This window comes from Bradyrhizobium jicamae (assembly GCF_018130215.1).
In the GTDB taxonomy this organism is placed as follows: domain Bacteria; phylum Pseudomonadota; class Alphaproteobacteria; order Rhizobiales; family Xanthobacteraceae; genus Bradyrhizobium; species Bradyrhizobium jicamae_A.
On record NZ_JAFCKQ010000005.1, the window covers coordinates 121,591 to 135,404 of the forward strand.

Sequence of the window (13,814 nt, forward strand, 5' to 3'; positions counted from 1 at the left end):
CAGAAGTCTCCACCCTGTATTTTTGCCGAAGTCTGGCATCCGGCGAGCGAATGTCAATTGGCTGGCAGGATCGGGGAGGAGGACGTTTGGGGGAGGAGGAGGTGTATACGGACCGCAAACTCGTTCCACTTCCCCCGCAAGCGGGAGAGGGGAGCGGGGTCGACGGGTGGCTGACGTTCGACCCAGCCCATCATGATTTGGGCTCGCCGGCTGTGAACAGCAGCAGCGAGCGTCCCGTTACCTTGTACGTGCTGCCGAACTCGAAATGCCCGCCCGCCGGCTCCTCCGGCACATCCGTATCGAGCAGCCGCGACCAGCGCGGGCCGGCCGACGTCAGCGGCAGCTTGAAATCGACCTCGCCCTCAAAGGCGTTCAGCACCATCAGCACGGTGTCGTCCTCGCCGGTGCGCGCGATCGCGGTCTTGCGCGCGCGGCCATCGAGCAGGGCGCCGAAGCATTTGATCCAGCCGGTGGTCCAGTCGGCCGGCGTCATCTCCGCGCCCGACGCGTTGATCCAGACCACGTCGCGGATGTCGAGCTGCGCATCGCGGTCGCCGGAGAGGAAGCGACTGCGGCGCAGGATCGGATAGTCGCGCCTGAGCTTGATCATCCGCTTCGTGAAGGCGAGCAGCTTCTCGGCATCGGCGCCGAGGTTCCAGTCGAACCAGGAGATGTCGTTATCCTGGCAATAGGCATTGTTGTTGCCGCGCTGAGTGCGGCCGAACTCGTCGCCGCCGAGCAGCATCGGCGTGCCCTGCGAGGCCAACAGCGTCGCCAGCATGTTGCGCTTCTGGCGTTCGCGCAACGCGATGATGCCGGGATTGTCGGTCGGGCCCTCGGCGCCGCAATTCCAGGAGTGATTGTCGGACGAGCCGTCATTGTTGTTCTCGCCGTTGGCCTCGTTGTGCTTGGTGTTGTAGCTCGCCCAGTCGTTCAGCGTGAAGCCATCATGCGCGGTGATGAAGTTGACGCTGGCCCAGGTACGGCGGCCCTCGCGGTTGAACACATCGTGCGAGCCGAGCAGCCGCGGCGCCAGTGCGGAAGGCGGCGCCTCGCCGCGCCAGAAATCCCGTAGCGTGTTGCGGAACTTGTCGTTCCACTCGGCCCAACCGGCGGGAAAGCCGCCGACCTGGTAGCCGCCAGGACCGCAGTCCCAGGGCTCCGCGATCAGCTTGACGTCTGATAGCAGCGGGTCCTGGTTCATCGCCTTCAGGAAGCCGCTCTGTTCATCGAAGCCATAGACCTCGCGCGCCAGGATGGTGCCGAGGTCGAAGCGGAAGCCGTCGACATGCATGTGGCCGGCCCAGTAGCGCAGGCTGTCCATCACCATCTGGATCACCCGCGGATGCGACAGATTGACGGTGTTTCCGGTGCCGGTGTCGTTGATGTAGTAGCGCCGCTTGTCGGGCAGCAGCCGGTAGTAGCTCGCATTGTCGATGCCCTTGAACGACAGCGTCGGGCCGCGCTCATTGCCCTCGGCGGTGTGGTTGTAGACGACATCCAGAATGACCTCGAGCCCGGCCCCGTGCAGCCACGACACCATCTCCTTGAATTCGCGCAGGCTGTTGGGGACGTCGGCAGCATAGCGCGGATCCGGCGCGAAGAAGCCGATCGTGTTGTAGCCCCAATAGTTGACGAGATCCTTGTCCAGGAGATTGCTGTCGTTGACGAATGAATGCACCGGCAGCAGCTCGACCGAGGTGATGCCGAGCGCCTTCAGGTAGTCGATCGCGGCGTTCGATCCGAAGCCGGCATAGGTGCCGCGCAGGGTTTCGGGGATGCCGGGGTGCTGCCTGGTAAAACCCTTGACGTGGGTCTCATAGACGACGGTCTCGTCCCAATGCACGTTCTGCCGCTGCGCTTCCTGCACCCAGTCGAAATTTGGGTCGACCACCACGCATTTCGGCATGAAGGGCGCGCTGTCGCGCTCGTCGAAGGTGAGGTCGTCGCCCGTCTCCATCTTGTAGCCGAACACCGCCGGATTCCAGGTCAGCGCGCCGGCATGGGCGCAGGCGTAGGGGTCGAGCAGGAGCTTGTTCGGATTGAACCGGTGGCCGCCGTCCGGCTGATAGGGGCCGTAAACGCGATAGCCATAGAAGGTGCCCGGCTGGACGCCGTTGATGAAGCCGTGAAACACCTGGTCGGTATATTCCGGCAGCTCGAAGCGGTGGGTCTCGCGCGCGCCGTCGAACAGGCAGACCTCGACCCTGGTGGCGTTGGCCGAGAACACCGCAAAATTGGTGCCGTTGCCGCTCCAATGGGCACCGAGCGGATAGGGCAGGCCTTCCTCAACGACGAAATCGGTCATCGCAACCCCCAAGCCGAACAACAGCCGTCAATGCAACCTGCAAGAAACGCCGCCGCGCGGGAAACGTTGCATGCCTAGCGCCGGTAGCCACGCCTACCCCGGTGCTTTTTGTTGCCCCGGACCCTGTGCAACTGGCACCCGGCATTCCCTGCGCCCTCCGCGAGAGGAGAGGGCGGAACGAAGAGCAGGACTCGGACACATCGTGCCGCGGAAATCCGGACTCATGTCGAGATACCTGCTTGATTAATTCGCCTGATTCTCAAGGTGGGGACGTTTAAATGACGATTAACCCTGTCAAGCCCTCGCCGGTCCGGGTCAGATGTCGATTGAAACCGCCGCTGCAATCACGCGCGTCTTTGGCCCGTGCCAAATCGTGCAGTGGAATGCCCGTGATTCGAGTCTGCTTCAGGAATTGCTCCTTCTGGGGTGCGATGCCTATGCGGTCGGTCAGCACTCATTCGAAAACTCCCGCTGGATTTCATCCCGGGCCGAGGTACCTGTTCCGCACAAACCGATTGCTGTCGTCGAGGTCGCCGCCGAGAAGGATGCGCTCCTCCTGATCGATACCCTCGCAAGCCTCGATCATCTCCAGAACCTCTTCCTGATAGGTCCCGGCTTTTCCGGGGTCCGCAGACCGCTCGAGAACCAACTGTTCGCTCGGGGGTGGCGACGCCACCCGGCCTCACTCGCTATGTCGGACTACGAGGGAATGCGCGACGACATGCTCCCGCTGCATTCCATCTACCAGCGCGTCCCGGCGCAGGCCGCTGCCGGGTGGCCCGTCGAAGATCTGCTGAGAGAGCGCAATCTCCACATGGACATGCTGCGCGAGAGCGGCTCGCGCGCCGATGCCCATGTCGTCCGCTATGCACTTGCTGCCTCGCTGGTCCGACCTGGTGACGTCGTTCTCGATTGCGCGTGCGGGCTCGGCTACGGCTCCGCGGTGATCGCCGCGACGACACAAGCCTCGAAGGTCATCGGCGTGGATGTCGATGCAGATACGGTGGCCTACGCCAACGCGAATTACGGCGAGCAAAACGTCCGTTTCGAGGCCGGAGACGCGTCCGCCCTCGCCCATATCCCCGACGCCTCCGTCGACTTCATCGTTTCGATGGAGACGATCGAACATGTCGAGAACTGGAAAGCCGTAGCAAAGGAATTCGCGAGGGTGTTGAAGCCCGACGGGCGGCTGGTTGCGAGCGTTCCGGACAGGTGGATGGACGATACCGGAAACGACCCCAACCCCTACCACTACCATGTCTTCGACTGGAGCAAGTTGTGTGAAGGTCTGGCCGAGGACTTCGTTCTTGAATCCCGCTATGTGCAGACAGCGCCCGGCGGCTTCAAATGGCCGCAGACTCCGCGTCAGCTGCGGCGCGTCCCCTTCGAAAGCGGTGTCGAAGGAGAATGGATATTGGTCGTGGCATCGGCCAATCCCTTTGCGAGGGCCGAGGAGCTGCGCGCTTCATACCGCCACCCCGCGTTTGCCGACGCCCTGTCCGCGAGCGGAGCGGTGGTCGTCGATTTCGGCTCACACTACGACAATCCATGGCTGTACCGGACCTTGGTCCAGGTCGGTGAGCGCTTCAGCGACAACGCGGTGCTGGGCCGGCTCGCCCACTGGGTTGCCGAAAATGCCCGCCCGGGATCTGCAGATCAGGGCGCCGCGCTTTGCGTCACGGGCTACCGCATTCTCGAACGTCGCCAGGCAAAAGAGGCGGGCGAGCTGGTTCGCAGGATAGAGAGCTATTGTCGAAGCGCCGAAGACACCACGAACCCTCATGTGCAGCGTTGGCGCATCTCGTTGGCCTTTCTCGCAGGCTGTCTGTCGGAACTATCCGGCGCGCTGGACGACGCGCTCAAATGGTTTTCATTGGCGGCCCGGCTGGACTGGCGATCCTTTTCCCCCATCCTGACCACCAAGACCATTGCGGCGGCCTTTCATGCAGCCCGGATCGCGCTGACATTCGAGGACGAAGCTAAAGCGTTGTCATTCTTCCAGATAGGCTTCGACACCGCGCTCGAAGCCGCGCGCAGCGATCCGGGCGATTTTGCGGGCTCGAGCGAATCGCCCATTCCTTTCGGCCTCGCCGAGCTCGGCGAAGTCATGGATATGGGCAGCCAGTGCGCGATCGCCATCGCCGTCCTTCCGCTGCGGCGGCGCGCGCCGAGCGCGTTCTGGTCCCGGGTGAACTCGAAGCGCTTCGGATTGTTGGCGTGGAACCAGGCGCTAGAGCAGGAGAACGCATGGCTCCGCAATCAGCTTCATCAGGCAAGCCGCCGATAAGATAGCGCCGCCGGATGTCCGCTGACACCATGGAGCGTCGCACTCTCGGGAGTTGCCACGTAAGGGGGATTACCATGCAGCATATACTGGAGCGACTGGTCGGCAAGATCCAGCAGGCCGATATCGATCCGTTGCCCTCCGAAAATCTGTACATGGAGGACGTGTTCGATCCCGACGTCTACCGCGAGGTCTCGCGGCGTCTGCCGGGAGATGACGTCTTTCAGTTCATCGATCATCCTGATGCAATGCTTCCGGATGGGCGCAGAACGCGGAAGCTGCTGGATCTCACGGAAAAGACCATTCAGCGGATGAAGCCGGAAGATCGCCCCTTCTGGAGCGACATGCGCAGCGTGATGACGTCGGATCGGCTGGTGGATTCCATTGTAGGAAAATTCGCGAGCCGCATTCGGCTACAGTTTGGGAAAAACATCCCCGAAATGGCGCTGGTTCCGATCTTTTACCGCGACTATCCCGGATATTTCATCGGTGTGCATCCGGATGCGCCCTACAAGATCGCGACATTGCAATTCTACCTTCCCAAGGACCGATCCCAAATTCATCTGGGCACCTCATTCCATTTGAAGAAGCCGGGAGGCTTCCAGTTGCTGAAAACGAATCTATTCCAGCCGAATTCGGCCTACGCATTCGTGCGAACCGACGAGAGCTGGCACAGTGTGAAGCAACTCGGCGAGCATGAACAGGTGCGCGATACGCTTGCGCTGACGCTCTATATCAAGGGCAATGACTATCAATCCTAGGGATCGTCGATCCTGAGCGGCTTTATGGGGGAGTGATGCACGGCTCTTTGTCCAACCTGAACTCGCAGAAGACGCAAGTCGCGGCCAGCGATCTCCCCCATGTGCTCGATGACTACGGCGACTCGATCAAGGTGCTTTCGCTCGACTGCTTCGATACATTGTTGTGGCGCAAGACGGCGACGCCGAGGGACGTGTTCGCCGCGCTGTCTGCCCATCCTGCCGTGAGCAGCCTGGGGATCACACCTCAACAGCGCATGAGTGCCGCCGCGCGCGCCTATCGGGCAAAGCTCCTGGAGACAGGATCCAGGCAGATCGATATCGGCGACATCTATCGCTCGTTTTCGTCGCTTTCCGCCGAAACACAGGCGCAACTGGCCGAAGCTGAGGTCGAGACCGAAGCGAATATTTGCTTCGCGTTCTTTCCGTGTGTGGAGCTGATCAGGCAGGCGCACGCCCGCGGCATCAAAATCATCATCGTGAGTGACATGTATCTGCGCGAGGGCGAGCTGAGGCGCCTTCTGACGCGGAATCTGCCCGCAGACGCAATGCAGGCAATCAGCAAGATTTATTGCTCCGTCGATTATGGAACGGCGAAAAGCGACGCGCTTTTTCCGATCGTCATCAAGGAGTGCGATGTGCCCGCATCGCAAATCCTCCATATCGGCGACAATGAAGCCGCTGATGCGCTGGCGCCGCGCAAGCTGGGCATGCGCGCGCTGCATTTCCTCCAGTTCGACCGGGAGGTTGCGGATTTTCTGCGCTTGCAGCATGCGGCAACTTCCCTCGCCGTGCTCGGCCAGGCCGCGCAGGAAACTCCGGCTCTGCCGCGTTACAGTCCGTTCCGGCCGGTCTTTTCGGTGGCGGAACTGCAGCCGTACGCGCCGGAGACGATGATCGGCTACATGTCGTTTGGTCCGGTTCTGTACGCCTATGCCCGCTTTCTCATGGACGAGGTGGAGCAACTGCAACGGCAGGGCAAGCGGGTAAAGGTCTTCTTCCTGTTGCGCGACGGGTACCTTCTCTCGCGTGCGTGCGAAGCCTATGCGCGCAAGCCCGTCGGCAATTTGGTCCGGCTCCGCAAGCTCATCGCGGTCGCGGCTTCCTTCAGGACGCGCGCCGATGTCGACCATTACATCAGCGGAATCAGGCCCGAGCACTACAATTTCCATGTCGTTGCCGAGCAGCTCCTGCTTCCGCGCGAGCTGACCGAGGTGTTGCTACAGATCGCCCATCAGTCGGCCGACCCGCAGGCGACCTTTCATCAGCTGCTGCACGACAAGGATATTCTGGGACTGATATTCAAGAACTCGTCCGCCTATCGAGACCGCCTGAAGCGCTACATGCTGAAGGAGATGGAGCTGGAGCAGGGCGATACTATCATCCTGGCGGATACGGGCTACACCGGTGTAACGCAGGATTATCTGACCCGAACCTTCAGCGAGGAATTGAACGTCGACATATTGGGCCGCTACGTACTCGCCTCTGACGAGCCCGACCGTCCGTCGAACAGCAAGTCGCTGATTACAACGTCCTGGTGCGATCACAGCCTGTTCGAGCAGAGCTGCACCTTCAGGGAAGGAGCGGTCAAGGACTACGATCTGGAGGGAGAGCCGGTTCTCGAGGAGATCAGGCTGAGTGACGAGCAGTACCAGAAGGTCACCGACATCCAGGCCGAGTGCCTGCGCTTCATCCACGATGCGAAGACCTTCTTTGCCAAGTCCGGCGTGACGCACGATTATTCAATTTTGCAGCGGGCTGCCCATGCCGCGCTGTTTCGACATGTCTACATGCCGGTCGAGGCGGAGTTGGACTATTTCAGGAACTTCCAGCACGACAAGGATATGGGGACGCCGGACCGCCGAAAGACGATCTATGATTTGAAGACCGGCTTGAAGCATGCGCGGGGCGTGCCGTCGCCGCATCGGCTCGGGACCTATGAGGCGCGCGGCCTCGGGCTTGACGCCGCATTCAGCGGCCTGATGCAGCGGGCCTTCCAGCTGGATCTGGCTCCGGAAGACATGAACGTGCGCTTCTCGCCACTGAAAATCTGGCTGGGACGGGAGCAGGAATCGAAGGCGTTCTCGCTGAGGGTGCCGCATACCCACGATGGTTATTTCTCGGTGACGCTGCCCTATGCGAGCGGCGTCACAGTGAAGATGTTCCTCGGCGAGCACTACGAATGGCTGCAAATCGACAAGATCGAATTGTTGAGCCGCGACGGACGCGTGCGTCGTGACGCGTCGGGTTCGCTCGATCTGGACGGAATCAATCGGGAAGGAGAGATCTATCGTTGCCAGTCGCAGGCAAGCGTCGCGACGATCCGGCCCGTTGATTTGCAGCAGGCCTCGATGCCGCATTACTATCACATCGTCTTTCGCCCATTGGTTTTGCGGGCACAGGCCGCATGAATTGCCGGCCCCCGACGGCCAGGCGGCTACGATCGCAGCATGACGAGGCCAATTGACCGGAGCGACGCACATGCAGAAGGTGATCCGGCTGCTGCTTTGCCTGGTCGGCCTGGTCGCGCCCATGACGACGGTGTGGGCGGAGGAGCCGGTCGCCTCTCCAGGTTCCTCCGCGGGCGATACGAAAGGAAGCATCGATTGGCCGTCAAAGGACGGGAAATTTGCCTTTCTCTCGACCCATAGCGAGGACCTGAACACCATTGACCTGATCGATCAGAAATCCCGTAAAAAACTGCAGCGGATTGCTGAGGACGATTCGAGCCAGACTGGCTGGCATGTGCTCTGGGCACCCGATTCGAACCGGTTCGCATTGATGACAAGGTTGGGTCATCCGATTCAAGGAGTGGACGTCTATTTCCGAACCGGCGACAGGTTTCGAAAGATCGATCTGCCTGACCTGCCCGAGGCGAACATCCCGGAGCGGCTCAAGCACGGCCATAAATTCCCGCATTTCGCCAACATGAACTGGCAGGAAGCGGAGGAATGGAAGAAGGACGGCTCGCTCGTCGTGACCATTGTTACCATGATCGACGGAGCAGGCCACACGATCACGGCCACACGCAAGGTCGTTGTCAGTTTCGATCGGGCTGGCAAAGCGACAATCGGAAAATCGAGGATCAAGTACGAGACGGAGGCGGACTAATGGCGCCATCCAGTTCTTAACACTTAAGTTTATGCGAGGTGGTGTCGCTAGTTGTCCCTCAGCAGCGCAAACCGGCGTCGGTCGATCCGCTCGCGCACCGACGCTCCCGCCGCTGCGCAAAGATCGGGTGCATAGAGCTGGCAGTTTCCGCGCTTCTCGATGGCTTTGTCGATCAGCTCCAGAAGCCGTGCAGGCGCAAAGTCGGACGGTGCGGCAATGCGTCCGGTGACGACGTGCTTTTCCATTGCCTCGTGATCAGCGTGATCGATATCGGGGTTGCGCCAACAATTTGCGCACATGAGCTTGAAGCTCTCGGAGTGCGAATAGATGACGGCGTCGCCATCCAATTCTTCGCTCAGGTCGGCCAATTGCCGTGCGGTCTCCTGCGTGCCCGCGAAATCGAAGAACTGGTAGTTCCGCCGCAGAAGCGTTGCCAGATGGGGAAAGACCGGGACCTGCTGCTCTCCATAGGTGTGATGCGTAATCGGGGCGCCGTCCATCAGGATGACATCGCCATAGTCGACGCCGAGATTGCCGTACAGCACGCTGCGGATGATGCCATGGCACGGACTCAGCCGTTCGATCCATATCGTTTCCTCCTGGCCTGGATCGTCAAGGTCTGCGGTACGCTCCGCGAGAGGCCGTTCGGCGAGCCTCACCTTGCAGGTCGAATATCTGCCTTCCGGCAGCCCGAAGCGTCCAAGCTCGATTTTCTGGCCCATGCGCTTCCACACATCCAGAGCCGTCGCAGCGTCTCTGGCGCCCGTGGCGCAGATTCCGAGATTCCACTCGGTGCTTTCGACAATTTCTTGGTGCAGGCTTGCAGCCGCCCGGTTTGCCACCACGCCTTCCGCGAATCTGCCCCGTGTCTTGTAGAAGAGGCCCAGATTGTAGTAGTGCGCGCTGTTTTGCGGATCAATTTCGGTCAGTTTCCGGAGGCTGCTCTCGGCAATCGTGTCCTTCTGGCGCGCCATCATTCGCGCCGACGTGGCGAGCCCGCGGAGGATCCGCTCCTGTTCGGCCTGCCTCTCGTGGACCTTGCCCAGGCGCTCCAGCTTCTCGACCATCGTCTGGAATATTGATTGTCCGGGCGGTGGCGCGTTCAGATCATCGATGTCGCGGACGGCTTCGAGGCACAGGCCAAGCGCCGAGAGGACTACCACATCGTCATTATGGGCGTCTGCTATCTCTGAAAGAACGTCTGCCGCTTCCTCCCTTGCGAGGCCTCGTTGGTCGATAATCCACAACAATGCCATCGCGGCTCCAGGTTGGTGGCGCTGGGCCTTTCGCAAGGGCTGGATTGTCTGCGATGCCGCCTGCTTGCGGCCCGCCTGTCCTTCCGCAACGGCATCACGCACAATCGCGCCGATCTCATTGGAAGAGAGCACCGCGCTGGGACCATTCGACATGATCGACTTCTCCGTGGGTGGGGGCAGGAACGGACGGTGGTCGTGTGGAGGCGTCTCAACGCAGCCGAATCATATCAATCTCATCCCCTTCAGGCTCGCATGCCCGTTCTTGCCGACGATGATGTGGTCATGGACCGCGATTCCCAGCGGCTTGGCGATCTCGATGATCGCTTTGGTCATCTGGACGTCGGCCTGCGACGGCGTCGGGTCGCCGCTTGGATGATTGTGCACAAGGATCAGCGCGGTCGCGGACAATTCCAGCGCGCGCTTGATCACCTCGCGCGGGTAGACCGGCGTGTGGTCGACCGTGCCGGTCTGCTGCACCTCGTCGGCAATCAGCTGGTTGCGCTTGTCGAGGAAGAGCAGGCGGAATTGCTCCTTGTCGGCGAAGGCCATGCCGGTTCGGCAGTAGTCGATCACGTCATTCCACGATGATAGCGCGACGCTGCGCTTGACCTCGCCCTTGGCAATCCGGTCAGCGACCGCGGCCAGCAGCTTGAGCTGATTGACCGTGGCATCCTTGACGCCCTTGACCTCGCGCAGTCGCGCCGCCGGCGCATGCACGACCTCGGCGAGCGAGCCGAACTTCTTCAGCAGCGCCTTTGCCAGAGGTTTGGTGTCGACGCGCGGGATCGCCGCGAACAGCGCCAGCTCCAACAGTTCGTAGTCGCTCAGCGCCTCGGGGCCCGCGCCATAGAAGCGCTCGCGCAGCCGTTCGCGGTGGCCGTGATAATGCGGCGTTTCGTCCGTTACGTCGGGGCTGTGGGGGGGCTTGGCGGGCATCGCTCCCAACCATGCCGTGCCCGCCGGGTTTTGCAAGGGCTGACCGGATCGCGGCAGACCGCACCGGTTTCTCTTGGTGGTTTGCCTTGGTCGAACCGCTGAACTACCGTTCGCCTGCGGCCCGGCATGGCCGAGGGAGGTGTTGACGTGACCTCATTCAAGGTGATCCGGGCGCGCGCCGAGAAGCGCAAGGGTGGGGCGAAGGCGCTGGAGAAGCTGCTGCCACCGGTCGCGGGCGCCAAGGTGCTGGCGAAGATCGGCGATGACCGTGTGCTGGCGGAGATGACCAAGCGTGTGTTCTGCGCGGGCTTTGCCTGGAGCGTGATCGATGCGAAATGGCCCGGCTTCGAGGAGGCCTTCCTCGGCTTTGCACCGGCCAAGCTCGCCTTCAAGCCCGACGAATATTGGGAGAAGCTCACCAGTGACACGCGGATCGTGCGCAACGGCGCCAAGATCATGTCGGTGCGCGACAATGGCCGCTTCGTGCAGGAGATCGCACGCGAACACGGCAGTTTCGGCAAGTTCCTGGCGGCGTGGCCGTCGTCGGACGAGGTCGGCCTGCTGGATCTCCTGGTCAAGCGAGGCAGCCGGCTCGGCGGCAATACCGGCCAGATGCTGCTGCGCTTCCTCGGCTGGGACGGCTTCGTCACCTCGCGCGACGTCATCGCCTGCCTGCGCGACGCCGGTCTCGACATCGCCGAGGAGGTCAAGTCGAAGCGAGATCTTGCCAAGGTGCAGGCGCAATTCAACGCCTGGGCCGAGGAGACCGGCCTGCCTCGCGTGCACATCTCGCGCATCTGCGCGCTCTCGATCGGAGAGAATTATGCGGCAGAGGAGATCACCCGCCGCATGCGGGGCAATGATTAACGGCGCGTCTCAGTTCAGGCCGCAACCCGTTTATGCTGTGAGCCAAGGCTGCTCGCCGTGGCGCTCGGACAGCGTGAAGATCTCGACGCCGTCGGCGGTGACGCCGACCGAGTGCTCGAACTGCGCCGACAGCGAGCGGTCGCGGGTCACGGCGGTCCAGCCGTCGGACAGGATCTTCACATGCGGCTTGCCGAGATTGATCATGGGCTCGATGGTGAAGAACATGCCGGGCCGCAGCGGCACGCCCTCGCCGGGCCGGCCGATATGGATGATGTTCGGCTCGTCGTGGAACAGGCGGCCGAGGCCGTGTCCGCAGAAATCGCGCACCACGCTCATGCCCTGCGGCTCGACATAGCTCTGAATGGCGTGGCCGATATCGCCTGTGGTGGCGCCGGGCTTCACCGCCGCAATGCCGCGCATCATCGCCTCATAGGTCACCTCGATCAGCCGCTCCGCCTTGCGGGCGATCGGGCCGATTGCATACATCCGGCTGGAATCGCCGTACCAGCCGTCGACGATGAAGGTGACGTCGACATTGACGATGTCGCCTTCCTTCAGCGGCCGGTCGCCAGGCATGCCGTGGCAGACCACGTGATTGATCGAGGTGCAGGTCGAGTAGCGGTAGCCGCGATACATCAGTGTCGCCGGATAGGCACCGTGATCGAAGGCGAACCTGCGGACGAACTCGTCGATGACCGAGGTCGGGATCCCCGGCTTGACGATGTCGGTGAGCGCATCGAGGCATTTCGACACCAGCGCGCCCGCCTTGCGCATGCCGGCAAAGCCGCTCTGGCCGTGCAGCTTGATCTGTCCGGTTTTGCGGAGCGAAGTGTCGGTGGCGTCGATATAGCTCATGGGCGGGTCGGTTTCGCAAGCAAAGGGCTGATTTGAGGGCCTAATCTAATGATCGGGGCGGCGGGTGCAAGCCAAGCTTGGGCATGGGGATGATCCCAAAAGGTGTATGCTAGCTGGAAGCATCGATAATGGTCTCGACCGGGAGCGCGCCGCCGCGGACGCGGAGTTCCCGCACCGGGTAGGGCACCTTGATGCCTTCCTGCTTGAAAGCATCCCACAGTGACAGCATGACGTCGCTCTTCACATTGTCCATGCCGTCGGGGTCCGCAATCCAGAAGGTCAGGGAGAACTTCATGCCGGTTTCGGTAAACTCGGTCAGGATGCAGTTCGGGGGCTTGCCCTTGGTGGCGCGCGGATGCGCCCCGGCGGTCTCGATCGCGAGCTTGCAGACCTGCCTCGGATTGGCGTCGTAATTGGTCGAGAAAGCGATCTTCACCAGCGTGTTCTTGTCGGTATAGGTCCAGTTGGTGACCTTCTGTGTCACCAGGTCCTCGTTCGGGATCAGGAACTCGCGGCCGTCGCCGGCGGCGACCGAGATGTAGCGGGTCTTCATGGTCGAGATGCGGCCCTGGCTGTCGCCGATCGTGACGAGGTCACCGGGCTTCACCGATTTGTCGACCAGCAGGATCAGCCCGCTGATGAAATTGGCCACGATCTTCTGCAGGCCGAGACCGATGCCGACGCCGGCGGCCCCGGTGAACACGGCGAGCGCCTGGAGGTTGATGCCGACTGCATCCAGCGCGATTGCGATCGCGACCACCATCAGCCCGATGCGGATGATCTTGACCAGCAGCACCTGGATCGACGGCGTCAGGTCGGTGGCGCGGTAGATGCGGCTTTCGGCGAAATTGCTGGCGATGTTGGTCAGCCACAGCGCCACGATCAGGACCGCGCCGGCCTTGATCAGCAACAGCGGCGTCAGGCGGAGGCCGCCGACCACGATGGCGACGGAATCCAGGGTGTCCGCAGCCCAGCCGAGCTGGCCGACGATGCTGAGCGCCGCGACCACCCAGGCCGCGATCGAGACCAGCTTGACGATGAAGGCATTGTCGATCACCGACGTCACGAGGCGGATCACCAGCCAGGCCAGCGCCAGCTTGGCGGAGACGGCGATCAGGTAGCTGCGGCTCGGCCAGGTCGCGTGCCACATCACGATGCGCGAGATGATCATCAGCACGGTGAATACGGCGGTCGAGGCGCTTGCCACCATCACGCGCAAGAAGTGGCGGAATGGCAGCGGCCAGCGCATCGCCAGCGAGTCCGTCCGGATGCGGGCATGTATCGCGGTGTCGGCCGCGTAGGCGATGCCCGCGGCGGCGAGGATGATGCCGAACTGCAGATAGAACCAGGGCGAAGCGATCTCGGCGCCGAACGAGCGCGCCGCCGTTTGGATCGGTTCCAGGATGTCCTTCAGGCTCGTGTCCATCGGCAAGGTCTCA

The 13,814-nt window shown here is 62.0% G+C and carries 10 protein-coding genes; 5 read left to right on the forward strand and 5 right to left on the reverse strand.

What is annotated here, in order from left to right; all coding sequences use genetic code 11:
* Nucleotides 1-190: 190 nt before the first annotated feature.
* Nucleotides 191-2,308: a glycogen debranching protein GlgX gene (gene glgX / locus JQ586_RS09360; RefSeq protein WP_212394237.1), complete on the reverse strand. Its 2,118-nt coding sequence runs from the start codon at nucleotides 2,306-2,308 to the stop codon at nucleotides 191-193.
* 319 nt (nucleotides 2,309-2,627) lie between these two features.
* Here glgX and JQ586_RS09365 point away from each other — a divergent pair, with 319 nt between their 5' ends.
* The 4 genes from JQ586_RS09365 (at nucleotide 2,628) to JQ586_RS09380 (ending at nucleotide 8,461) form a co-directional block, all read left to right on the forward strand.
* Nucleotides 2,628-4,595, forward strand: a complete 1,968-nt coding sequence (locus JQ586_RS09365) for a bifunctional 2-polyprenyl-6-hydroxyphenol methylase/3-demethylubiquinol 3-O-methyltransferase UbiG (RefSeq protein WP_212394238.1) — start codon at nucleotides 2,628-2,630, stop codon at nucleotides 4,593-4,595.
* Between the two features lie 14 nt (nucleotides 4,596-4,609).
* Entirely contained in the window at nucleotides 4,610-5,353 is a 744-nt protein-coding gene (locus JQ586_RS09370) for a hypothetical protein (protein WP_212394239.1), read from the forward strand.
* A 47-nt stretch (nucleotides 5,354-5,400) separates the two neighbouring features.
* Entirely contained in the window at nucleotides 5,401-7,761 is a 2,361-nt protein-coding gene (locus tag JQ586_RS09375) for an HAD family hydrolase (RefSeq protein ID WP_212394240.1), read from the forward strand.
* A 70-nt stretch (nucleotides 7,762-7,831) separates the two neighbouring features.
* On the forward strand, nucleotides 7,832-8,461 hold the full coding sequence (locus JQ586_RS09380; protein WP_212394241.1) for a hypothetical protein: 630 nt from the start codon (nucleotides 7,832-7,834) through the stop codon (nucleotides 8,459-8,461).
* Between the two features lie 47 nt (nucleotides 8,462-8,508).
* Here JQ586_RS09380 and JQ586_RS09385 read toward each other — a convergent pair whose 3' ends face one another.
* Both JQ586_RS09385 and radC read right to left on the reverse strand, forming a co-directional pair.
* Entirely contained in the window at nucleotides 8,509-9,870 is a 1,362-nt protein-coding gene (locus tag JQ586_RS09385) for a prenyltransferase (RefSeq protein WP_212394242.1), read from the reverse strand.
* A gap of 69 nt (nucleotides 9,871-9,939) precedes the next feature.
* Nucleotides 9,940-10,653 carry a RadC family protein gene (gene radC / locus JQ586_RS09390; protein WP_212394243.1) on the reverse strand — a complete coding sequence of 238 codons (714 nt, stop codon included), beginning with the start codon at nucleotides 10,651-10,653 and terminating at the stop codon, nucleotides 9,940-9,942.
* Nucleotides 10,654-10,800: 147 nt separating this feature from the next.
* On the opposite strand from radC, the gene JQ586_RS09395 reads away from it, so the two are divergent.
* Nucleotides 10,801-11,520: a DNA-3-methyladenine glycosylase I gene (locus tag JQ586_RS09395; RefSeq protein WP_212394244.1), complete on the forward strand. Its 720-nt coding sequence runs from the start codon at nucleotides 10,801-10,803 to the stop codon at nucleotides 11,518-11,520.
* A gap of 30 nt (nucleotides 11,521-11,550) precedes the next feature.
* Here JQ586_RS09395 and map read toward each other — a convergent pair whose 3' ends face one another.
* Together map and JQ586_RS09405 are read right to left on the reverse strand one after the other, a co-directional pair.
* Nucleotides 11,551-12,375, reverse strand: a complete 825-nt coding sequence (map, locus tag JQ586_RS09400; RefSeq protein ID WP_212394245.1) for a type I methionyl aminopeptidase — start codon at nucleotides 12,373-12,375, stop codon at nucleotides 11,551-11,553.
* Between the two features lie 109 nt (nucleotides 12,376-12,484).
* Nucleotides 12,485-13,801, reverse strand: coding sequence for a mechanosensitive ion channel family protein (locus JQ586_RS09405; protein WP_212394246.1), 1,317 nt, complete (start codon nucleotides 13,799-13,801; stop codon nucleotides 12,485-12,487).
* Nucleotides 13,802-13,814 lie beyond the last annotated feature (13 nt).

Excerpts from the sequence above, each read along its gene's own strand:
- JQ586_RS09365 (WP_212394238.1), top strand. The coding sequence starts at position 2,628 with ATGTCGATTGAAACCGCCGCTGCAATCACGCGCGTCTTTGGCCCGTGC.
- JQ586_RS09380 (WP_212394241.1), top strand. The coding sequence starts at position 7,832 with ATGCAGAAGGTGATCCGGCTGCTGCTTTGCCTGGTCGGCCTGGTCGCG.
- radC (WP_212394243.1), bottom strand. The coding sequence starts at position 10,653 with ATGCCCGCCAAGCCCCCCCACAGCCCCGACGTAACGGACGAAACGCCG.
- glgX (WP_212394237.1), bottom strand. The coding sequence starts at position 2,308 with ATGACCGATTTCGTCGTTGAGGAAGGCCTGCCCTATCCGCTCGGTGCC.
- map (WP_212394245.1), bottom strand. The coding sequence starts at position 12,375 with ATGAGCTATATCGACGCCACCGACACTTCGCTCCGCAAAACCGGACAG.
- JQ586_RS09385 (WP_212394242.1), bottom strand. The coding sequence starts at position 9,870 with ATGTCGAATGGTCCCAGCGCGGTGCTCTCTTCCAATGAGATCGGCGCG.
- JQ586_RS09370 (WP_212394239.1), top strand. The coding sequence starts at position 4,610 with ATGTCCGCTGACACCATGGAGCGTCGCACTCTCGGGAGTTGCCACGTA.
- JQ586_RS09405 (WP_212394246.1), bottom strand. The coding sequence starts at position 13,801 with ATGGACACGAGCCTGAAGGACATCCTGGAACCGATCCAAACGGCGGCG.